We start from the raw sequence: 22,913 nt of genomic DNA on the forward strand, positions 1-22,913 counted from the left end.
CGGCATCATCCGCAGCCTCCATCCCGACGTCGAGATCCCCGACGTCAGCCTGTACGACTTCCTCTTCGCTCCCCTCTCGGGCGCCGACCTCGACCGCGTCGCCCTGGTGGACGGCCCGAGCGGCGCCACGACCACCTACGCCGAGCTGCGCGCCCAGGTCGACGCGATCGCGGGCGCGTTCGCCGCGCGCGGGCTCGGCGTCGGCGACGTCGTGGCCCTGCACAGCCCCAACGTGCCGGCGTTCGTCGCCGTGTTCCACGGGCTGCTGCGGGCAGGCGTCACGGTGACGACGATCAACGCGCTCGCGTCCGGGCGCGAGGTCGCCAAGCAGCTCGGGTCGTCGGGGGCGAAGGCGCTCGTGACCGTGTCCGCGCTGCTGCCCGCGGCCGAGGCCGGCGCCGACGCGGTCGGGATGGCGGCCGCGGACGTCGTCGTTCTCGATGGCGCGGACGGGCACCCGTCGCTCGGCGAGCTCCTCGCGGGCGGCCACGCGGCGCCCGACGTCACGTTCGACCCGCGCACCCACCTCGCGGTGCTGCCCTACTCGTCGGGCACGACAGGCCTGCCCAAGGGCGTGATGCTCACCCACCGCAACCTCGTGGCGAACGTGGTGCAGACGGAGGCGTTCCTGCCGCTGGCGGCGGACGACGTCATCCCGGCGGTGCTGCCGTTCTTCCACATCTACGGCATGACGGTGCTGATGAACGGGGCGGTCTACCAGCGCTCCACGCTCGTCACCCTGCCGCGGTTCGACCTGGCGGAGTACCTGCGGGTCATCGAGCAGCACCGCGCCACCGTGCTGTTCGTCGCGCCGCCCATCGCGCTGGCGCTCGCGAAGCACCCGGCGGCCGCCGGCCGCGACCTGTCGAGCGTGCGGATGCTCATGTCCGGAGCGGCGCCCTTCGACGAGCACCTGGCCGAGGCGGTGGGCCGCCGGCTGCCGGGCGCGCGCGTGCTGCAGGGCTACGGCATGTCGGAGATGTCGCCCGTCTCGCACGTGGTGCCGGTCGACCGCACCGACGTCTCGCCGGGCACGGTCGGGATGCTCGTGCCGAACATGCTGGCCAGGATCGTGGACCCGGCCACGGGCGAGACCATCCCGCAGCCCGCCGCGGGGGTCAGCGCGCCCGGCGAGCTGCTGTGCGCCGGGCCCAACGTCATGGTGGGGTACCTGGCGGACGAGCAGGCCACCCGCGACACCCTCGAGCCGGACGGCTTCCTGCACACCGGCGACATCGTCACGGTCGACGCCGCCGGCGCGTTCACCGTCGTGGACCGGCTCAAGGAGCTCATCAAGCACAAGGGCTACCAGGTGGCGCCCGCGGAGCTGGAGGCGCTGCTGCTCACCCACCCCGAGGTCGTGGACGCCGCGGTGATCGGCGTGCCCGACCCGGAGTCCGGCGAGGTGCCGAAGGCGTTCGTCGTGCGGGCGGAGGGCAGCACGCTCACGGCCGGCGACGTGCAGGAGTTCGTCGCCGAGCAGGTCGCCCCGTACAAGAAGGTGCGGGTCGTCGAGTTCGTCGACGCGGTGCCGAAGTCGGCGGCGGGCAAGATCCTGCGCAAGGAGCTGCGCGCCCGCTGAGCCGCCGCGATGCTGTGAGCGGGATTCTGGCCCCGGCCGACGGCGTGTCGAGGGCGTGTCTCCCGCTCACAGCACGGGGCGGCGGTCCGGTAGGTTGGGCGGCGATGTCCGACGCCACCTCAGCTCCGTCCACGAGCCCCGTCCCCGCCGTCCCGACGCCGGGCGGCGACGCCCCCCGCAAGACGCGCGTCGCCGTGCTGTTCGGCGGCCGTTCGGGCGAGCACGCCATCTCCGCGTCGACCGCGAGCGGCGTGCTGCGCGCGATCGACCGCGACCGGTACGACGTCGTGCCCGTGGGCATCACGCGCGAGGGCCGCTGGGTCATCGCCGCCGACGACCCGGAGCGCTGGCAGATCGCCGACGGCCGCCTCCCCGAGGTCACCGCCGAGTCCGGCGCCGAGGTGGTGCTGTCCCTCACCCAGGGCGAGCGCACGCTGCGCGTCCTGGAGCCCGGCCAGGTGCCGGCGCTGCTCGGCGAGGTCGACGTCGTCTTCCCGCTGCTGCACGGCCCGTTCGGCGAGGACGGCACGGTGCAGGGCCTGCTGGAGCTGTCGGACGTGCACTACGTCGGTGCGGGCGTGCTCGCCTCGGCCGTCGGCATGGACAAGCACTTCATGAAGCTCGTGCTGGCGGGCCAGGGGCTCGCCGTCGGGCCGTACGTCGTCATCCGGCCCCGGGACTGGGAGCAGGATCCCGCGGCGTGCACCGCCGCCGTCGAGCCGCTGGGGCTGCCGCTGTTCGTCAAGCCGGCGCGCGCCGGGTCGTCGCTCGGCATCACCCGCGTGGACGACCTGGCCGACCTGCCCGCCGCGGTCGAGGCCGCGCGCGTGCACGACCCGAAGGTGATCGTGGAGGCCGGCATCGACGGCCGCGAGATCGAGTGCGCCGTGCTCGGCGGCCGCGCCGGCGCCCCGACGCGTGCGTCGCTGCCGGGTGAGATCGTCGTCGACCACGACAGCCACGCGTTCTACGACTTCGAGGCCAAGTACCTCGACGAGGCGCACGTCGACCTGCGCTGCCCCGCGGAGCTGCCCCCGCACGTGCTCGAGGAGGTCCGCGAGGTCGCCGTGCGCACCTTCGAGGCCGTGGAGGCCGAGGGGCTCTCGCGCGTGGACGTCTTCGTCACGCCCGACGAGCGGGTCGTGGTCAACGAGATCAACACGATGCCCGGGTTCACGCCGTTCTCGATGTACCCGCGCATGTGGGAGGCCTCCGGGATGAGCTACCCCGAGCTGGTGGACGAGCTCATCCAGCTCGCCCTCGAGCGACCCACCGGGCTGCGCTGACCCCTCCCCGCCGGTCGCGTCACGGGACGACGAGGTCGCCCAGCGGCCCGGGCGCGTGCGCGACCTCCCACAGGAAGCCGTCCGGGTCGGTGAAGTAGCCCGAGTACCCGCCCCACTCCCGGTGCAGGCCGTCGCGCACGGACGTCGCGCCGGCCCGGCGTGCGTCCGCCAGCACGGCGTCCACGGCCGCGGGCGCGCCCACGTTGTGCGCGAGCGTGAGCGGCGCGGTGCCGCCCCGCACGACCGGCCCGATCTCCTCGACGGCGTGCGCCTCGTCCCACAGCGACAGAACGAGGTGCTGACCCACCTGGAACATGAGCACCTCGCCGGGCGCCTCGAGGAGCGGCTCCCAGCCCAGCCCGTCCACGTAGAAGCGGCGGGTGGCGGCGAGATCGGCGACGACGAGGGTGACGAGGCTCACGCGCTGGTCCATGCCGCCCACCGTGGCACGAGGGACCGACAGTCGCGACGGCGCGGGCGGGTCGGCCGCGGACTCAGCTGCACTCCGCGGTCGCGGGGACGTTGCTCACGGCCTGCGCGAGGTCGCCGACGAACGCCGTGGAGTGGTCCGCCGTGACGGACGGGGGCACCACGACCTCGACGGCGGGCTGGCGCCCGTAGGTGGTGAACCGCCACGTGCCGTCCTCGCCGGCCTCGACGATCCAGTCGACCGCGCCCGCGGCGGACTCGACGCGCTGGCAGTCGGCCGACGGGCCGGGCGCCTCCACGCCGCAGTGCAGCGTGACGGCCGCGCCCGGGTCGCCCCATGCCGTGGTGGCCTGGGCGTTGGTGTCCCGCTGCGGCAGGTCGCCCGCGAGCGTGTCCGGGAGGGCGAGCATCACCGGTGCGCACGCCGGGTCGGCGGCGTCCGGCGCCGGGGGGTTGGTGCCGATGGTGGGCGCGCAGGCCGCGAGCGGGACGACGAGGGCCGCGCCCAGCGCGACGGCACGGGCGGCAGGGCTGCGGACGACGCTGATCAGCGGGGAACGGCGGGGCACGACGCCCACGCTACCGGGCGGCCAGGGGCCGGCGACCGCCTACAGTCGTGCCGTGACCGACGCCACCCACCCCCTCGTGCGCGACCTGTCCGAGGAGGAGCTCCTCGCCCGGATCTTCCCCCTGCTGCCGGCCGCCGACGGCACCCTCCTGGGCCCCGGGGACGACGCCGCGGTGGTCGCGGCCCCCGACGCCCGGTTCGTCGTCACGACCGACGTGCTCGTCGAGGACCGGCACTTCCGCCGCCGCTGGTCGACGGGGTACGACGTGGGCTTCCGGGCGGCGACGGCCAACCTGGCCGACGTCGCGGCGATGGGCGCGCGGCCGACGTCCCTCGTGGTCTCGCTGGTGGTGCCCGGCGACCTGCCGGTGGGCTGGGTGACCGGGCTCGCGCGCGGCCTGGCGGACGTCGCGACGCCGGCAGGGGCGGGCGTCGTCGGCGGGGACCTGTCGGGGGGCGACGCCGTCGTCGTCGCGGTCACCGCGCACGGGGACCTGCAGGGGCTCGCCCCGGTGACCCGTGCCGGGGCGCGGCCGGGCGACGTCCTCGCGTACGCGGGGAACCGCGGCCTGTCCGCCGCGGGCCTGGCGCTGCTCGACGCGGGCGCCGCCGACCCGGCGACCGGCGCACCGGGCAGGGCGGGAGCAGCGGGAGCGGTGGGGGAGCTCGCCCCGTGCGTGGCGGGCTACCTGCGCCCCGAGGCGCCGCTCGCCGCGGGGCCGCGTGCGGCGGCCGCGGGCGCCACCGCGATGCTCGACGTGTCCGACGGGCTGCTGCGCGACGCCGGGCGGCTCGCCCGAGCCGGCGGGGTGGGCGTCGACCTGGAGACCGCCGCCCTCGAGGACGACGTGGCGCGGCTGGTGCCCGCGGCACGGGCGCTCGGCCTGAACGACGGCGCGGACCGGAGCGCGGCGCTCGGCTGGGTGCTGTCCGGGGGAGAGGACCACGGCCTGCTCGCCGCGTTCGCGCCGGACGTCGCGCTGCCTGAGGGGTTCCGGCGGATCGGGCGGGTGATCGACGCCTCGGAGCCCGGCGTCACCGTGGACGGCGACGAGCCCACGACCGGCGCGGGCTGGGACCACTTCGCGGGCTGAGCTGGAGGCCGGGTGGTCGGGGAGGACCGGAGCGGGTCAGCCGCGGCGGTAGCGGACCTCGGTGACCGGGGTGTCGCCGATGTCGTCCATGCGCTCCACGCCGTCGGGCTGGAAGCCGTGGCGGCGGTAGAAGTGCCGGGCGCGGTCGTTCTGGGTCAGCACCCACAGCGACATCGGCACGCCGTCCGGCACGTCGGCCAGGACGGTGCGCATGAGGTCGCGGGCCACGCCGCGCCCCCACGACTCCGGGTCGAGGTAGATCGCGTAGAGCTCGAGGTCGCCGTCCTCGGCGTCCTCGTCGCGGGAGGGGCCGTAGGACGCGAAGCCGAGGAGCCGGCCGTCGCCCTCGGCGACGAGCGTCGTGCGGGTGCCCTCGTCGAGGATGCGCTGCCACTGCGCGGCGCGGTCGGCGACGTCGAGGGAGTCGAGGTACTCGGCCGGCAGCACGCTGGCGTAGGCGCCCTTCCAGGACGTGACGTGCACCTGGGCGATGCGCCCGGCGTCCGTCGTGTCGGCGGGGCGGATCTCCACGTCGCTGTCGGTCTGCACGATCATCTGCCCAGGGTGCCACGACGGCACCGCCCTGGCCAAGGTGGTTTGGTGAATCCTTCACGAATTCTTTGCCGGTCGCGGCGGGCAACGGAGAGCCCGTGACCTGGGCGGGGGCGACAAGACGCCCGTCGGGAAGAATCCCGACGGGCGTCTCGCGAAAAGCGTCGACGACCGGGCGCGTGCCCGGCGCGCAGGCTCAGGCCTGGCGCGTCACCTTGCCCGCCTTGAGGCAGGAGGTGCAGACGTTGACTCGCTTGGGGGTACCCGCGACCACGGCACGGACGCGCTGGATGTTCGGGTTCCAGCGGCGCTTCGTGCGGATGTGGGAGTGCGAGATGCTGTGCCCGAAGCCCGGGCCCTTGCCGCAGACGTCGCAGTTGGCAGCCACGGTCTCTCCTGAATCGTCGTGACACGTCCCGCGCCAGGGCAGCAGGACGTGAAAGTGAGTGGTCTGGGGGAGCCCGGAACCGCCCGGGCAACCACACGAGGATAGCCGATGCTGAGGGTGCCCCTCAACGTGGGGTGCCTCACCGCTACGGTGGGCCGCGGACACCGCCCGGCCAGGGGAGCATGGCGGGGTGCTCGAGAGCCAGCGGGAGGCGACGTGACGGACCCGGACCTGCGGGACGCGGCCGTCGTGCGGCTGTGGGTCCGGACGGCCGTGGAGGCGCTCGGCGGCGCGCGCACGGCGCTCGACGGCGTGAACGTCTTCCCGGTCGCGGACGGCGACACCGGGACCAACCTGTACCTCACGCTGCGCGAGGGCGCGCACACCGTGCAGGAGGAGCCGGGCGGCGCGGGCGGTGCGCGGCTCCTGCGCGTGCTGGCGCGCGGCGCCCTCCTCGGCGCACGCGGCAACTCGGGAGTGATCCTCAGCGAGTGGCTGCGCGGCCTGGCCGCCGCGGCGACCCGCGGCGAGCCGGTCGAGCGGGCGCTGGGCACGGCTGCGCGGACCGCCCGGCTCGCCGTCGCCCGTCCGGCGCCGGGCACGATCCTCACTGCCGCGGAGGCCGCCGCGGTGGCGGCGCGCGCGGCGGCCCCGGACGGCCGGCCCGGAGCCGTCGTGACCGGGAGCGACCTGCACCGCCGCCAGGAGGTGCTCGACGCCGCCCGGGCCGGTGCGCGCGAGGCCCTGCTCACCAGCGCCGGCTCGCTCGCTGCCCTGCGGGACGCGGGCGTGCTCGACGCCGGGGCCGGCGGCCTCCTGCTCGTGCTCGGCGCGCTCGCCGAGGCGCACCGGGCCGTGTCGGAGGCGCCCGGCACGATGGCGCCCGTGACCGGCACCGTGACCCTCGACGTCGAGCTGCGCCAGGGCGAGCCGCGGCACGGCGACGCGGAGTCGCTGGGCCCCGCCGCCGACGCGCCCGCGCACGACGACGCGCTCGAGCTGATGTTCGTGCTGCACCGCCCCGCCGCCGCGGCGGACTTCGGCCCCGGGGCCGTCGCGGACGCCCTGCGCCGTGACCTGGACGCGGTCGGCGAGTCGGTCGTCGTGGTGGGCGGCGCGGACGAGCCCGACGAGCCGGACGACCTCGACGTCCCGGACGAGCCGGCGGTCCCCGGCGACGAGTCGCTCTGGCAGGCGCACGTGCACACGACCGACCTCGCGGGCGGGCTCGACGTCGCCCGGCGCTGGGCCGCAGACGGCGCCGTCTCGCGCGTGCACGTGCGGCACCTCGCGGTGCTCGGCGAGCACGGGGCCGGGTCGGGCGTCGCTCCCGACGCGCCGTGGGGCGCCGTGGTCGCGACGAGCGCCCCCGCGCTCGCCGGCGAGCTGGCCCGCGGCGGGGCCGTCGTCCTGCTCGACCTGGACCTGCCCGTGACCCCCGACGACCTCGCCCAGGCCGCGCTCGGCGTGCCCGCCGAGCGTGTGCTCGTCCTGCCCGGCCCGGTGCCCGGCGGTGCCGGCGCGCTGGATCGGGCGCTCGCGGCGCACCGCGACCCCGGCGCGGCCGAGCCCGCCGTCGTCCTGCTGGACGCGCCCGACGACGCGAGCGTCGTGACCGCGGTCGCCGCGCTCGCGGAGGTCGGTCAGGACGAGGACGGCGACGGCGGTGGCGACATGGACGGCGACGGCGGGGTTCCCGCGGCCGTGCGCGCGGCGCTCGCGCGCCTCACGACGTGGGCCGGCGACGGTGCGGCGGCGGCACGCGCGCTCGGTGACCTCCTGGCGGCGGCGCCCGACGCGGAGCTCGTGACGGTCCTGGCGGACGCGGCCGCGCCGCCCGGGGCGCTGGACGACGTCGTGCGGGCCGCGGCCGCCGGCGCGCCGGACGCCGAGGTGGTCGTGCTCGCGACCGGCCGCCCCGGCGCGGGCGTAACGATCGGGGTCGAGACGGTCGGGGTCGAGTCGATCGGGACCGAGTCGTGACCGGGCGCGAGGGCGAGGCCCTGACGAAGGTGCTCGGGGCGCGCAGCGCGGCGCCGCTGGAGAAGCTCGGGCTGGTCACGACGGGGGACCTGCTGCGGCACTACCCCCGCCGCTACGGGGACCCGGGGACGCTGACGGACATGGACCGGCTCGCGCTGGGCGAGCACGTCACGGTGATGGCCCGCGTCGCGCACGCAACGGTGCGGACGATGCGCTCGCGGGCGGGCGCGATGCTGCAGGCGGTCGTGACGGACGGGCGGCACGAGCTCGCCCTGACGTTCTTCGCCAAGCGCGCGGGGGCGCTGCGGCCGCACGAGGACAAGCTGCGGCCGGGCCGGGTCGGCCTGTTCACCGGGGTGGTCAGCGAGTACCGCGGCACCCGGCAGCTCACGCACCCGGACTACGTGCTGGTCGGCGTGGACGCGGACGACGCCGAGGCCGCCATGTTCGAGGCGAGCCGCCCCATCCCGATCTACCCGGCGTCGTCGTCGGTGCCGAGCTGGCGCATCCAGCGCGCCGTGCGCACGGTGCTGGACCCCCTCACCGAGGCCGACGTCGAGGACCCGGTCCCCGCCGACGTCCGGGAGCGCGCCGGGCTGCCGGGGCGGCTCGAGGCGCTGCGCGCGATCCACGTGCCGGACGACCAGCGCGCGTGGCAGCGGGCACGGCACCGGTTCCGCTTCGAGGAGGCGTTCGTGCTGCAGGCGGCGCTCGCGCAGCGCCGCGCGCACGCCGCGGAGCAGGAGGCCACCGCGCGGCCGCTGGCCGGGCCGGGCGCCGCGAGCCTGCTGGCCGACTTCGACGCGGCCCTGCCGTTCACGCTCACCGACGGGCAGCGCTCCGTCGGCGAGGACCTGGAGCGCGAGCTCGCCCAGGCGCGGCCGATGCAGCGGCTGCTGCAGGGCGAGGTGGGCTCCGGCAAGACGGTCGTGGCGCTGCGCGCGATGCTGCAGGTGGTCGACGCCGGCGGGCAGGCCGCGCTCCTCGCACCCACGGAGGTGCTCGCCGCGCAGCACGCCCGCACCCTGCGCCAGCTGCTGGGGCCGCTCGCCGAAGGTGGCCTGCTCGGCGGCGCCGCGCACGGCACCCGCGTGGCCCTGCTCACCGGCTCGCTCGGCGCCGCCGCGCGCAAGGAGGCGCTGCTGCAGGCGGCGAGCGGCGAGGCGGGGATCGTCGTGGGCACGCACGCCCTGCTCGGCGACCAGGTGCAGTTCGCCGACCTCGGGCTGGTCGTCGTGGACGAGCAGCACCGGTTCGGCGTCGAGCAGCGCGACGCCCTGCGCGCCAAGGGGCGCGTGGCGCCGCACGTGCTCGTCATGACCGCCACGCCCATCCCGCGCACCGTCGCGATGACAGTGTTCGGCGACCTCGAGACGTCCTCGCTCACCGAGGTGCCCGCCGGGCGCGCCGGGATCACGTCGCACGTGGTGCCCGCCGGCAACCCGCGCTGGATGGAGCGCACCTGGGCGCGCGTGCGCGAGGAGGTCGACAAGGGGCACCGGGCGTACGTCGTGTGCCCGCGGATCCACCCGGACGCGGACCTGCCGTCCGGCGGCGGAGCAGCCGCCAAGGACTTCGACGACGTCCCCGACCTCCTGGAGCTGATGGACGCCGAGGGCGCGGACGACCGACCGCCGCTGCGCGCCGTGCTCGAGGTGGCCGACATGCTCCGGGAGACGCCCGCGCTCGCCGGGCTGGACGTCGGGGTGCTGCACGGGCAGATGGCGGCCGCGGACAAGGAGTCCGCGATGGCCCGGTTCGCGTCCGGCGAGCTGCAGGTGCTGGTCTCCACGACGGTGATCGAGGTGGGCGTCGACGTCCCCGACGCGACCGTGATGGTGGTGTTCGACGCCGACCGGTTCGGCCTGTCCCAGCTGCACCAGCTGCGCGGGCGCGTGGGGCGCGGCGCCGCGGCCGGCCTGTGCCTCCTCGTGTCGACGGCGCAGCCGGGCACGCCCGCCGCGGCGCGCGTGGAGGCGCTCGCGGAGACCACGGACGGGTTCCGGCTCGCGACCCTCGACCTGGAGCTGCGCGCCGAGGGGGACGTGCTCGGCGCCGCCCAGTCCGGGCGGTCCAGCTCCCTGCGGCTCCTGCGCGTGGTGCAGGACGCCGACCTCATCGCCGACGCCCGCCGCGAGGCGTCCGCGGTGGTCGGCGCCGACCTGGAGCTCGTCGACCACCCGGAGCTGCGCGCCGCGATCGCCGCCCAGCTGGACGACGAGCAGGAGGAGTTCCTCGAGCGGGCGTGACCCGTCGACTGGTTAGGCTCACCGCCATGACGAGGATCGTGGCCGGCCGGTTCGGCGGGCGCTCGCTGCAGGTGCCGCCGAAGGGCACGCGACCCACCAGCGACCGGGTCCGCGAGGCGATCTTCTCCCGGCTGGACCACCTCGACGTGCTCGACGGCGCGCGGGTGCTGGACCTGTTCGCGGGCTCCGGCGCGCTCGGCCTGGAGGCCGCCAGCCGGGGTGCCGCCGAGGTGGTGCTGGTCGACGCGAACCGGCGCGCGGCGGACGTCGCCCGCCGCAACGTCGCGACCCTGGGCCTGCAGCGCGAGGTGCGGGTCGTCGCCGACGCCGCCGAGCGGTTCGCGGCGGGCGCCGCGCCCGCCGAGGGCTCGACGGGCGGCTCGGCGGGTCGCGGGTTCGACGTCGTCTTCCTCGACCCGCCCTACGACCTGGCCGAGGACGCGCTCGCGACCGTGCTCGCGCACCTCGCCGCGCCCGGCGTGCTCGCCGCGGGTGCCGTCGTCGTGGTCGAGCGCTCGGCGCGCAGCCCCGAGCCCGCCTGGCCCGCCGGCCTGGCGGCGTTCGCGCGCAAGGACTACGGCGAGACGGCGGTGCACTACGCCGAGCCCGACGCCGCGACAGAGCCCGACGCCGCGACAGAGCCCGACGTCGCGACCGAGCCTGACGTCGCGACCGAGGGCGGCGGCGGCTCAGCCGGCTGACCGCGGCGGGGCGTACCGCTCGGCGCCCTCGAGCGTCGCTACGGGGACGGCGGCCAGCGCGTCCGGGTCCGCGGGGTCGACCAGCGGGACGCGGTCGGCGGACGCGGCGCCGAGCAGCCGCCGGGTGGCGTCGTCGTCGACCAGCGAGCCCTCGCACGCGACGAGGTGCTCGGCGAGGAACCGGCGGACCGGGTCGCCGGGCACCGAGTCGCCGGGCACCGAGTCGCCGGGCACCGAGTCGCCGGGCACCGGGTCGCCGCCCCGGACCTCACCCACGTCCAGCGCGACGAGCAGCATCGCCGGGACGCGCGGAGAGCCCGGCCCGCCCATGCCGGGCTGGAAGTAGGGGAGCGCCAGGGCCCGCGCGCCGTGCCGCGCGTAGAAGCGCAGGCGGGCCGCAGGGTCCCCGTGCTGGGCGTGCGCGGGGTGGTGGGCGGGGTGCTCGACCTCCGCCAGCACCAGCGCCGGCGAGCGCTCCGCCCGCCAGGCCGCGACGGACCGGTCCAGCAGCAGGCCGCCGACGCCGCCGCCGCGCCCGCCGGGGGCGATGGCGAGGTAGTCGACCAGCAGCACCCGGGTGGACGGCGACCACGACGCGACGATCCCGGCGGTCACGCGGCCGTCGCGCTCGACTCCGAGTGCGGTCTGCTCCCCGGCGCGACAGCCGGCGCGCAGGTCCTCCAGCGGCATCAGCTCGGCGGGCGGGAAGGACGGCTCGAGCACGTCGCGCCACAGCGACGCGAGCTGGGCGTCGGTGGTGAGGGGGACGACGGCGGGCGCCGGACCGGGGGCGGTGGCCATGCCCCCATGGTGTCCCCGAGGGGCGCCGGCGGCACCCCGCGACGGGCCCGGCCGGGCTCCCGGGGATCGCCCACCCCCTGTACTAGCGTGACGGCGTGAGCATCGCCGTCTGCCCCGGGTCGTTCGACCCGATCACCCTCGGCCACCTCGACATCGTCCGGCGCGCGCGCCGGATGTTCGACGAGGTCGTGGTGGGGGTGGCGCGCAACGCGTCCAAGAACGCGCTGCTGGCCCCGGAGCAGCGGGTGGAGCTCGCCCGGGCGGCGCTCGCCGCCGACCCGGAGACCGCCGACGTGCGGGTCGAGGTCGTGCCGGGCCTGCTGGTCGACTTCTGCCACGAGGTCGGCGCGGTCGCCGTGGTCAAGGGGCTGCGCGGCGGCGCGGACTTCGACGCCGAGCTGCCGATGGCCCTGATGAACCGGCACCTGACGGGCGTGGAGACGGTCTTCGTGCCCGGGGAGCAGCGCTACGCGCACGTCGCGTCGTCGCTGGTCAAGGACGTGGCACGGTACGGCGGGCCGATCGAGGACCTCGTGCCGCCCGGCGTCGCCGCGGCGGTGCGGGAGGCACTGGAGCGAGGGAGCAAGGGATGAGCGAGACGACCGAGACCCCGGCCGTGCGGGGCCACGACGACCAGGAGAACCCCGCGGGCGGCCTCCTGGACATCCTCGAGGACCTGGCGGCGCTGGTTGAGAACGCGCGGTCGGTCCCGCTGTCGGCCAACGTGAAGGTGGATCGCGACCAGGCCCTCGCGCTGGTCGACGAGCTGCGGGACGCGCTGCCCACGCAGGTGGCGCGCGCCGACGAAGTGCTCGCCTCCGCGCGGGACACGCTGGACGACGCGCACCGGCAGGCGGAGGAGATCGTGGCGTCGGCCCGCGCCCGCGCCATCGAGCTGGTGCAGAAGGAGCAGGTCGTGGTGCAGGCGCAGTCCCGTGCCGCGGAGATCGTGGCCGAGGCGGAGCGCCGGGCGGCGGCCCTGCGCACGGACGCGGACGCGTACTGCGACGGCCGCCTCGCCGACTTCCAGCAGGACCTGGACGCCCTGACGAACCAGGTGCGTGCCGGCCGCGAGAAGCTGGCCGACCGCCTGGAGCAGGGGGCGCCGCGCGTGCGGTGGGACGCCGTCGCCGACCCGCGGTGGCCGCAGGGCGCGCAGTCCTGATCTCGCGCCCCCGACCCGCGCATGAGAGACGGGTCACGTCCGGGCGTGCTGCCACCTGCGGCGGGGATGGCCTAGACTAGGTCGCTGGCCCGAGTCGGGCCGACCCCCTTTCCTGCCCGTCAGTCCCTGGAGCCTGCCATCGCCACCGCGAAGCCCTCGCCGCTCGTGCTCGACACGCACGAGCTGTCTCGGCGACCCGGCACGATGGAGGAGGTCGCCCGCGTGGTGTCCGCCCCCGCGGACATGGGGACCGCCGTCATCGGCGTGCCCGAGGGCGACGACCTGACCCTGGGCCTGCGGCTCGAGTCGGTCCTGGAGGGGGTGCTGGTGTCCGGCGTCGTGCGCGGCACGGCGGTGGGGGAGTGCGTGCGCTGCCTCGACCCGGTCTCCCAGCAGGTGACGGTGCGCGTGCAGGAGCTCTTCGCCTACCCCGAGAGGGCGCAGGCGGCGGAGGACGCGGGCGACGACGAGGCCGAGGACGAGGCGGTGCTGGTCGACGACCTGGCCGACATCGAGCCGGCGGTTCGGGATTCGCTCGTGACTGCACTACCATTTCAACCGCTGTGCCGTCAGGACTGCCCTGGCCTGTGCTCCGTCTGCGGGGCGCGGCTGGCCGACGATCCTGACCACCATCACGATCTGGTCGACCCTCGCTGGTCGGCACTGCAGACCATGCTCGACGATCCGAGCGTGTCCGACGAGACGAAAGAGAGCTAGCCGTGGCTGTTCCGAAGCGCAAGATGTCGCGCAGCAACACCCGGGCGCGTCGCTCGCAGTGGAAGACCACCGCGGCCGTCCTCACCACGTGCCCGAGCTGCAAGGGGCAGAAGCTGTCCCACGCCGCGTGCCCCACCTGCGGCGCCTACAAGGGCCGTCAGTACGCCGAGGCGCTGCGCACCGAGCACGCGGGCTGACATGCCTGCACGCGGCACCCGGCAGCAGCCGGAGCCGACCGCTCTTCTCGAGAAGCTCGGGATCCACCTGGATCCCGAGCTTCTCGTGCTTGCCCTGACGCACCGCTCGTTCGCGCACGAGGCCGGGGGCATCCCGACCAACGAGCGGCTCGAGTTCCTGGGCGACACCGTGCTCGGCCTGGTGGTCACGGAGGCGCTCTACCGGCGTCACCCGGACCAGTCCGAGGGCGAGCTGGCGAAGATGCGCGCGGCGACCGTGTCCCAGCGCGCGCTCGCGGCGATCGCCCGCCGCCTCGACCTCGGCGCCTTCGTGCTGCTGGGCAAGGGCGAGATCCGCACGCGCGGCTTCGACAAGGACTCGATCCTGTCGGACACCGTGGAGGCGCTGATCGGCGCGGCCTACCTGTCGCACGGGCTGGAGCCGGCGCGCGCGCTGGTGCACCGCCTCGTGGACACCACCCTCGACGCCGCCGCGGACCTCGGTGCTGGCCTCGACTGGAAGACGTCGCTGCAGGAGGCGGCCGCCGAGCGCGGGTTCGGCGCCCCCGTCTACGACGTGACGGGCGAGGGCCCCGAGCACGCGCGCGTCTTCCACGCGCAGGTGGCCGCCGGGCCGGTGCTGGGCCTCGGCACCGGGACGGCCAAGAAGCACGCCGAGCAGGCGGCCGCCGAGGAGGCGTACCACGCCCTCCAGGAGCTGCCGGTGCCCGGCGCGGCGCCCGACTCCGCCGGTGCCTGAGCTCCCCGAGGTCGAGACCGTCCGCGACGGCCTCGACCGCCTCGTGGTGGGCGCCGTCGTGCGCGACGTCGAGGTGTTCCGCGACTACTCGGTGCGCCGCCAGGACGGCGGCCCCGCCGGGTTCGTGGACCAGCTGCGCGGCCGGCGCCTGGACGCCGCCGTGCGGCGCGGCAAGTTCCTCTGGCTGCCCCTGGGCGCGCCCGCCGGGGCCGGTGCGGCGTCCGGCGACGGCGCCGCCCTCCTCGCCCACCTCGGGATGTCCGGCCAGCTGCTGGTGCGCGACCCGGGCGTGGCGGGGGACTGGGCGCACCCGCACCTGCGTGTCCGCCTGCACCTGCGCGGCGCTCCGTCGGGTGCCGAGTACCTCGACTTCGTCGACCAGCGCACGTTCGGCCACCTGTCCGTCGTCGACCTGGAGCCGACTCCCGACGGCGCGGCCGGCGGGCTGGGCAGCGACCTGCCGGCCGTGCCGGAGCCCGTGGCGCACATCGGCCGCGACCCGCTGGACCCGGCGTTCGACGCCGACGCGGTGGTCGCCGCGGTGCGTCGCCGCCGCACCGGGATCAAGCGCGCGCTGCTCGACCAGGGCCTGCTGTCCGGGGTCGGGAACATCTACGCCGACGAGGCGCTGTGGCGGGCCCGCCTGCACTTCGCGCGCGCGACCGACCGGCTGCGGCCGGTGGAGGTGCGCCGCGCCCTGGACGCCGCCACCGAGGTGATGACGGAGTCCCTGGCCCAGGGCGGCACCAGCTTCGACGCGCTGTACGTCAACGTCAACGGCGAGTCCGGCTACTTCGCGCGCGGCCTCGCCGCCTACGGGCGCGAGGGCGAGCCGTGCCCGCGCTGCGGCACGCCGATCCGGCGCGACGCGTTCATGAACCGCTCGTCGTACACCTGCCCGGTCTGCCAGCCGCGGCCCCGCGCCGGCCGCTGGTAGCGGGCCCGCCCGCCCGGCCCCGCCGGTCCGCCGCGCCTCGTCCGCACTCGCGGCAGGTCCAGGGGTGCGCGAGACGGACGACGAGGGCGCGGTGGAGGTCGGCCCGGTCCCACAGCGGCCTGATGGTGGCGGCGTTGCGGTAGTGGACGGCCGCGACCCGGGAGACGCGTCGGTAGCCCGCTGAGCATGATCGGCGCCAGACAGCTCGACGTCTCCGGCAGGTCGTGGGCGACCAGGTAGAGGCCGGGCCCGAGCGCGGCCAGCCCGATCAGGACGGCGTCGATGCCCCGGTCCATCCGGGGGTGGTCGAGCAGGCTGTCGCTGACGAAGGCCCTCGGCGTCGTGGCCCGATCGGCCGGACGGTTCTCCTCACGGGTGTCCTCTCCGCCGTCCGCCCTCAGCGCGCCACGACGTTGCGCAGGCCCGCCGCGCCGTCGGCCAGCCAGGCCTCCAGCTGCGCGGTGACGAACGCGGCGGCGTCCTGAGGGCGCCCGCCCGCGACGTGCGGGGTGAGGATCAGGTGCGGCGCGTCCCACAGCGGCGAGGACTCCGGCAGCGGCTCGGTGCCGGTGACGTCGAGGGCCGCCCCGGCGAGGGTGCCGGCGCGCAGCGCGGCGACCAGCGCGTCCTCGTCCACCGTGGCACCGCGGCCGGCGTTGACGAACCGCGCGTGCGCGGGCAGCAGGCCGAGCACCCGCGCGTCGAGCGCGTGGTGGGTGTCGTCGGTGGCCGGCAGCAGGGAGATCAGCACGTCCGTGGTGGGCGCCACCTCGTCGATCGACCCGACGACGGGGAAGCCGTAGCGCTCGCCCGGGCTCGTCGCGACGCCCGTGACCTGGGCGCCGAGCGCGGCGAGCAGCGGCGCGAGCACGGCGGCGATGGAGCCGAAGCCCCACACGGTCACGCGGGCGCCGCGCAGCGTGAACAGCGCCTCGTCGCGGGCCTGCTCGCGGCCGAGGTCGCGGTCCCAGACGTGCTCGCGCTGCGCCGCGAGCGTGCGGTCGAGCCGGCGCACCGACGCGAGGACGAGCGCCAGGGTGTGCTCGGCGACGGTCGTGTCGTGCAGGGAACGGCCCGAGGCGATCACCACGTCCGGTGCGAACCCGGCGGCGAGCGCCTGGTCGGGGCCGGCGTTGAGGGTCTGCACCCAGCGCAGCCGCGTCATCCGGCGCGCGGCGTCCTCCATGACGCGCTGGGGGCTGGACCACGTGACCAGCGCGTCGGCGTCGGCGTGCTCCTCGGGCACCGGGTCGCGCATGACGTAGTGCGCCACCTCGACGCCCGGGACGTCGATCGTCAGGTCGAAGGGGACGTTGCCGGGCACCAGGATCTTCACGCCTCGGGACGCTATCAGCCCGGCCGCGGGGTGGTTCCGTCCCGTTCGCCGTGCGGCCTGTGACCTGCCCTCTTATCGTTCGAGAGGTCCGGCGTCCGCCGGGAGGCACGGGTGTCGGGAGGTCGGCATGACGACGTCAGGGACGGGGACGGCACCGCCGACCCGCGAGCAGGTGCGGCAGGCGATGACCGCGCGCACGCCACGGAACTACATCACGTGGCTCACGCTCGCCTTCATGATCACGTCGTCGGTGGCGAGCCTGCGGGCGGCGCCGACGATGGCGGTCTACGGGCTCGCCGCGGTGTTCCTGTACGTGGTGCCGGCGATCGTGTTCCTGCTGCCGACGTCGCTGGTCTCGGCGGAGCTCGCGTCCGGCTGGTCGGGCGGCGTCTACCGCTGGGTGGCGGAGGGGCTCTCCAAGCCGCTCGGCTTCCTCGCGGTGTGGTGCCAGTTCGCGATGACGATCTTCTACTACCCGAGCCTGCTGGGGTACGTGGCCAGCACGCTCGCGTACGTCATCAACCCGGCGCTGGCGTCCAACGGCGTGTACGTGGCGATCGTCATCATGGTCATCTACTGGGCCGGCGTGTGGGTGTCCTCGCAGGGCACGAAGACGGTCGCGGGCCTGTCCAGCGCGGGGCTGATCATCGGCACGCTCATCCCGGCCGCGATCCTCGTGGTCCTCGGCATGGTGTTCCTCGGGCAGGGCCACGCGTCGGCCGCGCCGATGGACTCCTCGCACCTGCTGCCGCAGTGGACCGGCATCGCGTCGCTGGTGCTCATCGTCAACAACTTCCTGTCGTACGCGGGCATGGAGATGAACTCCGTGCACGTGAACACGCTGCGCAAGCCCGGCAAGGAGTTCCCGCGGGCGATGTTCCTCGCGATCGGGCTGGTGCTGGTGATCTTCATCCTCCCGGCGGTGGCGATCAGCTGGGTGATCCCGGCCGACCAGCTCTCCCTCACGGCGGGCGTCATGCAGGCGTTCGACGCGTTCTTCGCCAACTTCGGCGTCTCGTGGCTGACGCCGATCCTCGGCCTCATGCTCATCGTGGCGTCGATCGGCGGCATGCTCACCTGGCTCGCGGGGCCGTCGAAGGGCCTGCTCACCGTCGCGCGCGAGGAGGGCTACATGCCCCCCTTCCTGCAGCGCCTCAACAAGCACGGCGTGCAGCAGAACATCCTCGTGGCGCAGGGCGTGTTCACCACGGTCATCGCGCTGCTCTACGCGTTCATCCCCGACGTCTCCAGCGCCTACTGGATCCTGTCGGTGATCACCACGCAGGTGTACCTGATCATGTACCTGCTGCTGTTCGTCGCCGCGATGCGGCTGAGGCGCACGGCGCCCGACCACCCCCGCGGCTACCGCGCCCCCGCCCTCGGCCTGCTGTGCGTGGTGGGCTTCGTCGCCTCGATCGCCGCGCTCGTGATCGGCTTCGTGCCGCCGGCGCAGTTCTCCAGCGGGTCCGTGGGGCTCTACATCCTCATCGTGGGCGGCGGGCTCGGCGTCATCGGGCTGCTGATCCCGTGGCTCTTCCTCAAGCTGCGCAAGCCGTCGTGGCGGCAGCCGTCGGCGGACGAGTCGGCGGGCCCGGCCACGACCGGGACGGAGGCGTGAGATGACCACGACGACGTCGCACGAGCCAGAGCGCGGGGCACAGGGGCGCAAGCGCTGGATCACGTACACCGCGGCCGCGGTGCTGCTGCTCCTGCTCGGCGCGGTGATGATGATCCAGTTCGCCGGCCACCAGGACCGGCAGGACCAGCGCGAGGCGGAGCAGAAGGCCGCGACGCTGCACGCCGCGTTCGCAGAGATCGGGATCACCGCCTTCTCCGAGGAGACCATCGCCCGCGTGCTGGGCGCCGACGGCGGGGGGTTCTGCACCGACCCGGCCGCACTGGTCGACGCCACCGCCAACCTCGGGTCCGCCAACGGCGCCGCGGGGCCGGGCATCCGCCCGTCCGTGCTGGACGAGCGGCGCCTGGCGGGCGACCGCCTCGTCATCGAGACCTACTGCCCGGACCAGCTCGACGAGTTCGACGCGTACGTCGACTCCCTCAACCTGGACACGACCACCACTCAGGAGGGCTCATGACCGCCGCCCCGGACGTCGAGGCGGTCCGCGCCGCGGTCGCGCCGCTGCTGCCCCGCGCGCTGGACGACCTGCGCACCCTCGTCGCCATCCCGTCCGTCGCGGACGAGCGCCTCTACCCGCGCGCCGAGTGCGAGCGCGCGGCGCAGTGGGTGGTCGACGCGTTCCGCGCCGAGGGCATCGACGACGCCCGCCGCGAGCGCACCCCCGACGGCTCGGACGTCGTCGTCGGGTACCGCCCCGGCCCGCCCGGCGCGCCGACCGTGCTGCTGTACGCCCACTACGACGTGCAGCCCCCGCTCGACGACGCCGCGTGGACCACGCCGCCGTTCGAGCTGACCGAGCGGGACGGCCGCTACTACGGGCGCGGCTCGGCCGACTGCAAGGGGAACGTCGTCACGCACCTCACCGCCCTGCGGGCGCTGCGCTCCCTCGTGGGCGACGACCTGCCGGTGGGCGTGCGCATCGTGATCGAGGGCTCGGAGGAGCAGGGCACCGGCGGCCTCGACCAGTGGGTCGAGGCCAACCCCGGGGCGCTCGCCGCCGACGCGATGCTGGTGCAGGACACCGGCAACGCCCGCCTCGGCCTCCCGACGCTCACCGTGTCGCTGCGCGGCGCCACCACCGTGGTGCTGCGGGTCGAGGCGCTCGAGGGCGAGATCCACTCCGGAATGTTCGGCGGCGCGGCCCCGGACGCGCTCGCTGCGCTGGTCGCGATCCTGGCGTCGCTGCGCGACGCGGAGGGCAACACCACCATCGACGGCGTGGACACGTCGGGCACCTGGCCGGGCGTCGGGTACGACGCCGACCAGTTCCGCGGCGACGCCGGCGCCCTGCCCGGCACGCGGCTGCTCGGCGACGGCGCCGTGGCCGACATGCTCTGGGCGCGCCCGGCGGTGACGATCCTCGGGATCGACGCGCCGTCGGTCGTGGGCTCCGCGGCCGCGATCCAGCCGCGTGCGGCCGCCCGCCTCAACCTGCGGGTGCCGCCCGGCGCGGACGCCCGCGAGCTGCAGGACAAGCTCGTGGCCCACCTCGAGGCGCACGCACCGTGGGGCGTGCGCGTCACCGTGGAGCGCGACGCCGTCGGGCAGCCGTTCGCCGCCCGCACCGACGGGCACGTCTTCGAGACCCTGTCCTCGGCGCTCGCGGACGCCTACGGCAAGGCCACCGTGACCGCCGGGCAGGGCGGGTCGATCCCGCTGTGCAACATCTTGGCGAGCCAGTACCCGGACGCGTCGATCGTGCTGCTCGGCGTCGAGGAGCCGGCCTGCCTCATCCACGCGCCGAACGAGAGCGTGCACCCGAGCGAGATCGAGAACCTGGCCGTGGGCGAGGCGCTGTTCCTCGCCCGGCTCGGCCAGGGCTGAGCGCCGTGCCAGCCGCCCGGTACGACGCGGTCGTGGTGGGCGGCGGGCACAACGGGCTCACCGCCGCCGCGTACCTCGCGCGGGCGGGGCGGGCCGTGCTCGTCCTGGAGCGGCTCGACCACTTCGGCGGGGCCGCGGTCTCCGCCCGGGTGTTCCCGGGCGTCGACGCACGGCTGTCGCGGTACTCCTACCTGGTGTCCCTGCTGCCGCGGCGGATCGTCCGGGAGCTGGCGCTGCCGCTGACCCTGCGCCGCCGGCGGTACTCCTCGTACACGCCGGTGGGCGACGCCGGTCTCCTCGTCGACACCGGCGACGACGCCGCCACCCGGGCGTCGTTCGCCGCCGTCGGCGCGCCCGTGACCGACCACGAAGCGTGGGGGCGCTGGTACGCCGCCACCGGCCGCCTCGCGCGGCGCCTGTTCCCCACGCTCACGGAGCCCCTCCCGTCGCGCGCCGAGGCCCGCGCCCTCGTCGACGACGACGCCACTTGGGACGCGCTCGTCGAGCGGCCACTGGGGGAGGCTCTGCGCGCGGGGTTCTCCTCCGACGTCGTGCGCGGCTTGGTCGCCACCGACGGGCTCATCGGCACGTTCGCCGACCTCGACGACCCGGCGCTGGTGCAGAACCGCTGCTACCTGTACCACGTGGTCGGCGGCGGCACGGGGGACTGGGACGTGCCGGTGGGCGGCATGGGCGCGGTGTCCGGGGCGCTGCGCGACGCGGCGCTCGCGGCCGGGGCCACGGTCGTGACGCGTGCCGACGTGACCGCCGTCGATCCGGGCGAGGGCGGCGACGCCCAGGTCTCCTGGACGGACGACGACGGTCGTGACCACGACGTCGCCGCGGGCGCGGTGCTGTGCGGCGCGGCGCCCGCCACCCTCGACCGCCTGCTCGCCGCGGCGGGGGCGGCGCCCTCCGGCCGTGCCGGGCCGCGGGCGCCCGAGGGTGCGCAGCTCAAGGTCAACATGCTGCTGCGCCGGCTGCCGCGCCTGCGGGACGGCGTCGACCCGGCCGCCGCGTTCAGCGGCACGTTCCACGTCAACGAGTCGTTCGCGCAGCTCCAGGACGCGCAGGCGCAGGCGGCGGCCGGACAGGTCCCCGCGGTGCCGCCGTGCGAGATCTACAGCCACTCGCTCACCGACCCGAGCATCCTCGGCTCGGAGCTGCGCGCGACCGGCGCTCACACGCTCACACTGTTCGGCCTGCACATGCCCGAGCGGCTGTTCCGCGGTGACGGCCCGACCGCGCACGACGCCGCCCGGGACCGGGCGCTCGCCGCCACGCTCGCGTCGCTCGACTCCGTGCTCGCCGAGCCGATCGAGGACGTGCTGCTGCGCGCCCCGGACGGCAGCCCGTGCCTGGAGGCGCGCACGCCCGTGGACCTGCAGCGCGACGTCGGGCTGCCCGGCGGCCACATCTTCCACCGCGACCTGTCGTGGCCCTGGGCCCCGGACAGCTCTGCCGGCGATGCCGACGGCACGCGGGACGACGACGCGGCCGGCCTCGACCGGCCCGGGTCGTGGGGCGTCGAGACCGTGCACCCGCGCGTGCTGCTGGCGGGTGCCGGCGCGCGGCGCGGTGGGGGAGTGAGCGGCGTCCCCGGCCGCGCCGCGGCGATGGCGGCGCTCGGCGGCTAGCCCTGCGGGGCCAGGGTGCGCAGGACGCAGAACTCGTTGCCCTCCGGGTCGCCCAGCACCTCCCAGCTCGCGTCGGGGTCCTGGCCCACGTCGACGCGGGTGGCGCCGAGCGCGAGCAGCCGCGCGACCTCGTCGTCGGTGCTCCTGTCGATCGGGCTGACGTCCAGGTGGAGACGGTTCTGCACGGTCTTGGCCTGCGGCACCCGCGCGAAGACCAGGGTGGGGGCCTCCTGGCGGTCGCGGACGCCCTCGACGGTCGGCTCCCACGAGCCGATCTCCACCTGGTCGTCGCGCCGCTCGAGGACGGAGAACCCCAGCACCTCGCACCAGAAGGCGGCGAGCCGCTCCGGGTCGTGGCAGTGCACGACCACCTCGGTGAGCCTGCTGGTCATGACCGCACCGCCTTCGGCGCGACGGCCTCCAGGTCGTCGACGCTCCCCGACATGATCGTGCGCACGTGCTCGGTGACGTGCTCGACGGGCCAGTTCCACCAGGCCAGTGCGAGGAGCCGGGCGATGTCCCGCGCGTCGAACCGGGTGCGGAGGACGTCGGCCGGGTTCCCGCCGACGATGCCGTAGTCGGGCACGTCGCGGGTGACCACCGAGCCGGCGCCGACGATCGCGCCGTGCCCGATGCGCACGCCCGGTAGCACCGTGGCGCCGTTGCCGAGCCAGACGTCGTGGCCGACCACCGTGTCGCCGCGGCCGGGGAGCCCGGTGAGGAGGTCGACGTGCTCCGCCCAGGACCCGCCGAGCGTGGGGAACGGGAACGTGGACGGGCCGTCCATCCGGTGGTTGGCGCCGTTCATGAGGAAGCGGACGCCCGTGCCGAGCGCGCAGTACCTGCCGATCCGGAGCTTCTCCGGGCCGTAGTGGTAGAGCACGTTGCGGGTCTCGAAGGCGGTCGCGTCGTCGGGGTCGTCGTAGTAGGAGTACTCCCCGACCTCGATCAGCGGGGACGTCACCAGGGGCTTGAGCTGGACCACCCTCGGCTGGCCGGGCATCGGGTGCAGGATCGTCGGATCAGCGGGAACGGGCATGCGTCGCGGTCTCCTCGTCGGTCGTGCTTCGCGTCCCGGCCCATCATGAG

At 75.6% G+C, this 22,913-nt stretch carries 24 protein-coding genes; 16 read left to right on the forward strand and 8 right to left on the reverse strand.

Annotated features, from left to right (window positions below):
- The first annotated feature begins 4 nt into the window (after positions 1-4).
- Both ACWF41_RS13990 and ACWF41_RS13995 read left to right on the forward strand, forming a co-directional pair.
- Positions 5-1,582 carry an AMP-binding protein gene (locus ACWF41_RS13990; protein WP_380315088.1) on the forward strand — a complete coding sequence of 526 codons (1,578 nt, stop codon included), beginning with the start codon at positions 5-7 and terminating at the stop codon, positions 1,580-1,582.
- A 104-nt stretch (positions 1,583-1,686) separates the two neighbouring features.
- Positions 1,687-2,868: a D-alanine--D-alanine ligase family protein gene (locus ACWF41_RS13995; RefSeq protein WP_380314991.1), complete on the forward strand. Its 1,182-nt coding sequence runs from the start codon at positions 1,687-1,689 to the stop codon at positions 2,866-2,868.
- A gap of 19 nt (positions 2,869-2,887) precedes the next feature.
- On the opposite strand, the gene ACWF41_RS14000 is transcribed toward ACWF41_RS13995, so the two are convergent.
- Positions 2,888-3,301 (reverse strand): VOC family protein, encoded by a 414-nt coding sequence (locus ACWF41_RS14000; protein WP_380314988.1) that lies wholly within the window; start codon positions 3,299-3,301, stop codon positions 2,888-2,890.
- Between the two features lie 61 nt (positions 3,302-3,362).
- Positions 3,363-3,866 (reverse strand): DUF3515 family protein, encoded by a 504-nt coding sequence (locus tag ACWF41_RS14005; RefSeq protein WP_380314985.1) that lies wholly within the window; start codon positions 3,864-3,866, stop codon positions 3,363-3,365.
- 52 nt (positions 3,867-3,918) lie between these two features.
- Here ACWF41_RS14005 and ACWF41_RS14010 point away from each other — a divergent pair, with 52 nt between their 5' ends.
- Positions 3,919-4,959: a thiamine-phosphate kinase gene (locus ACWF41_RS14010; RefSeq protein ID WP_380314982.1), complete on the forward strand. Its 1,041-nt coding sequence runs from the start codon at positions 3,919-3,921 to the stop codon at positions 4,957-4,959.
- A 36-nt stretch (positions 4,960-4,995) separates the two neighbouring features.
- Here the strand turns inward: ACWF41_RS14010 and ACWF41_RS14015 are convergent, their stop codons facing one another.
- A complete protein-coding gene (locus tag ACWF41_RS14015) occupies positions 4,996-5,514 on the reverse strand; it encodes a GNAT family N-acetyltransferase (protein ID WP_380314979.1) in 519 nt (172 codons plus the stop codon).
- A gap of 193 nt (positions 5,515-5,707) precedes the next feature.
- Positions 5,708-5,899, reverse strand: coding sequence for a 50S ribosomal protein L28 (gene rpmB / locus ACWF41_RS14020; protein ID WP_069984843.1), 192 nt, complete (start codon positions 5,897-5,899; stop codon positions 5,708-5,710).
- A gap of 216 nt (positions 5,900-6,115) precedes the next feature.
- On the opposite strand from rpmB, the gene ACWF41_RS14025 reads away from it, so the two are divergent.
- The 3 genes from ACWF41_RS14025 to rsmD are packed head-to-tail and all read left to right on the forward strand — an operon-like array spanning position 6,116 to position 10,832.
- Entirely contained in the window at positions 6,116-7,882 is a 1,767-nt protein-coding gene (locus tag ACWF41_RS14025; RefSeq protein WP_380314975.1) for a DAK2 domain-containing protein, read from the forward strand.
- A complete protein-coding gene (locus ACWF41_RS14030) occupies positions 7,879-10,131 on the forward strand; it encodes an ATP-dependent DNA helicase RecG (protein WP_380314972.1) in 2,253 nt (750 codons plus the stop codon). Before ACWF41_RS14025 ends, ACWF41_RS14030 begins: the two co-directional genes overlap by 4 nt.
- 26 nt (positions 10,132-10,157) lie before the next feature.
- Positions 10,158-10,832, forward strand: coding sequence for a 16S rRNA (guanine(966)-N(2))-methyltransferase RsmD (gene rsmD / locus ACWF41_RS14035; RefSeq protein ID WP_380314969.1), 675 nt, complete (start codon positions 10,158-10,160; stop codon positions 10,830-10,832).
- On the opposite strand, the gene ACWF41_RS14040 is transcribed toward rsmD, so the two are convergent.
- Positions 10,821-11,633, reverse strand: a complete 813-nt coding sequence (locus ACWF41_RS14040; protein ID WP_380314966.1) for a GNAT family N-acetyltransferase — start codon at positions 11,631-11,633, stop codon at positions 10,821-10,823. The genes rsmD and ACWF41_RS14040 overlap by 12 nt on opposite strands.
- 95 nt (positions 11,634-11,728) lie before the next feature.
- Between ACWF41_RS14040 and coaD the strand changes: the two genes are divergently transcribed.
- The 6 genes from coaD (at position 11,729) to mutM (ending at position 15,388) form a co-directional block, all read left to right on the forward strand.
- Complete coding sequence (gene coaD / locus ACWF41_RS14045) at positions 11,729-12,226, forward strand: pantetheine-phosphate adenylyltransferase (RefSeq protein ID WP_380314963.1); 498 nt, start codon at positions 11,729-11,731, stop codon at positions 12,224-12,226.
- Entirely contained in the window at positions 12,223-12,798 is a 576-nt protein-coding gene (locus ACWF41_RS14050) for a hypothetical protein (protein WP_380314960.1), read from the forward strand. Before coaD ends, ACWF41_RS14050 begins: the two co-directional genes overlap by 4 nt.
- A gap of 165 nt (positions 12,799-12,963) precedes the next feature.
- Positions 12,964-13,515, forward strand: coding sequence for a YceD family protein (locus tag ACWF41_RS14055; RefSeq protein ID WP_380314957.1), 552 nt, complete (start codon positions 12,964-12,966; stop codon positions 13,513-13,515).
- A gap of 2 nt (positions 13,516-13,517) precedes the next feature.
- The gene (gene rpmF, locus ACWF41_RS14060; protein ID WP_079574722.1) at positions 13,518-13,712 is read left to right on the forward strand and encodes a 50S ribosomal protein L32; all 195 of its coding nucleotides are present in this window, start codon (positions 13,518-13,520) and stop codon (positions 13,710-13,712) included.
- Position 13,713: 1 nt separating this feature from the next.
- On the forward strand, positions 13,714-14,451 hold the full coding sequence (gene rnc / locus ACWF41_RS14065; protein WP_380314954.1) for a ribonuclease III: 738 nt from the start codon (positions 13,714-13,716) through the stop codon (positions 14,449-14,451).
- Positions 14,444-15,388 carry a bifunctional DNA-formamidopyrimidine glycosylase/DNA-(apurinic or apyrimidinic site) lyase gene (gene mutM / locus ACWF41_RS14070; RefSeq protein ID WP_380314951.1) on the forward strand — a complete coding sequence of 315 codons (945 nt, stop codon included), beginning with the start codon at positions 14,444-14,446 and terminating at the stop codon, positions 15,386-15,388. The genes rnc and mutM overlap by 8 nt, the downstream gene beginning before the upstream one ends.
- A gap of 397 nt (positions 15,389-15,785) precedes the next feature.
- Here the strand turns inward: mutM and ACWF41_RS14075 are convergent, their stop codons facing one another.
- Positions 15,786-16,724: an NAD(P)-dependent oxidoreductase gene (locus tag ACWF41_RS14075; protein ID WP_380314948.1), complete on the reverse strand. Its 939-nt coding sequence runs from the start codon at positions 16,722-16,724 to the stop codon at positions 15,786-15,788.
- Positions 16,725-16,851: 127 nt separating this feature from the next.
- Here ACWF41_RS14075 and ACWF41_RS14080 point away from each other — a divergent pair, with 127 nt between their 5' ends.
- From ACWF41_RS14080 to ACWF41_RS14095, 4 genes are read left to right on the forward strand one after another with little or no spacing between them, the layout of a single operon-like run.
- A complete protein-coding gene (locus ACWF41_RS14080; RefSeq protein ID WP_380314945.1) occupies positions 16,852-18,342 on the forward strand; it encodes an APC family permease in 1,491 nt (496 codons plus the stop codon).
- A 1-nt stretch (position 18,343) separates the two neighbouring features.
- On the forward strand, positions 18,344-18,820 hold the full coding sequence (locus ACWF41_RS14085) for a hypothetical protein (RefSeq protein ID WP_380314942.1): 477 nt from the start codon (positions 18,344-18,346) through the stop codon (positions 18,818-18,820).
- Positions 18,817-20,187, forward strand: coding sequence for a dipeptidase (locus ACWF41_RS14090; protein WP_380314939.1), 1,371 nt, complete (start codon positions 18,817-18,819; stop codon positions 20,185-20,187). Before ACWF41_RS14085 ends, ACWF41_RS14090 begins: the two co-directional genes overlap by 4 nt.
- Positions 20,184-21,824 (forward strand): phytoene desaturase family protein, encoded by a 1,641-nt coding sequence (locus ACWF41_RS14095; protein WP_380315085.1) that lies wholly within the window; start codon positions 20,184-20,186, stop codon positions 21,822-21,824. Before ACWF41_RS14090 ends, ACWF41_RS14095 begins: the two co-directional genes overlap by 4 nt.
- Here ACWF41_RS14095 and ACWF41_RS14100 read toward each other — a convergent pair.
- Both ACWF41_RS14100 and ACWF41_RS14105 read right to left on the reverse strand, forming a co-directional pair.
- On the reverse strand, positions 21,821-22,216 hold the full coding sequence (locus tag ACWF41_RS14100) for a VOC family protein (protein ID WP_380314935.1): 396 nt from the start codon (positions 22,214-22,216) through the stop codon (positions 21,821-21,823). The two genes, ACWF41_RS14095 and ACWF41_RS14100, sit on opposite strands and share 4 nt — an antisense overlap.
- Positions 22,213-22,863: a CatB-related O-acetyltransferase gene (locus tag ACWF41_RS14105; RefSeq protein WP_380314932.1), complete on the reverse strand. Its 651-nt coding sequence runs from the start codon at positions 22,861-22,863 to the stop codon at positions 22,213-22,215. Before ACWF41_RS14105 ends, ACWF41_RS14100 begins: the two co-directional genes overlap by 4 nt.
- Positions 22,864-22,913: the final 50 nt, after the last annotated feature.

The organism is Isoptericola sp. NPDC055063, assembly GCF_053608125.1.

Coding starts and splice junctions, on each gene's coding strand:
- ACWF41_RS14080 (WP_380314945.1), top strand. CDS start 16,852: ATGACGACGTCAGGGACGGGGACGGCACCGCCGACCCGCGAGCAGGTG.
- rsmD (WP_380314969.1), top strand. CDS start 10,158: ATGACGAGGATCGTGGCCGGCCGGTTCGGCGGGCGCTCGCTGCAGGTG.
- rnc (WP_380314954.1), top strand. CDS start 13,714: ATGCCTGCACGCGGCACCCGGCAGCAGCCGGAGCCGACCGCTCTTCTC.
- ACWF41_RS14090 (WP_380314939.1), top strand. CDS start 18,817: ATGACCGCCGCCCCGGACGTCGAGGCGGTCCGCGCCGCGGTCGCGCCG.
- ACWF41_RS14085 (WP_380314942.1), top strand. CDS start 18,344: ATGACCACGACGACGTCGCACGAGCCAGAGCGCGGGGCACAGGGGCGC.
- ACWF41_RS14050 (WP_380314960.1), top strand. CDS start 12,223: ATGAGCGAGACGACCGAGACCCCGGCCGTGCGGGGCCACGACGACCAG.
- ACWF41_RS14100 (WP_380314935.1), bottom strand. CDS start 22,216: ATGACCAGCAGGCTCACCGAGGTGGTCGTGCACTGCCACGACCCGGAG.
- ACWF41_RS14105 (WP_380314932.1), bottom strand. CDS start 22,863: ATGCCCGTTCCCGCTGATCCGACGATCCTGCACCCGATGCCCGGCCAG.
- ACWF41_RS14000 (WP_380314988.1), bottom strand. CDS start 3,301: ATGGACCAGCGCGTGAGCCTCGTCACCCTCGTCGTCGCCGATCTCGCC.
- ACWF41_RS14040 (WP_380314966.1), bottom strand. CDS start 11,633: ATGGCCACCGCCCCCGGTCCGGCGCCCGCCGTCGTCCCCCTCACCACC.
- ACWF41_RS14015 (WP_380314979.1), bottom strand. CDS start 5,514: ATGATCGTGCAGACCGACAGCGACGTGGAGATCCGCCCCGCCGACACG.
- ACWF41_RS13995 (WP_380314991.1), top strand. CDS start 1,687: ATGTCCGACGCCACCTCAGCTCCGTCCACGAGCCCCGTCCCCGCCGTC.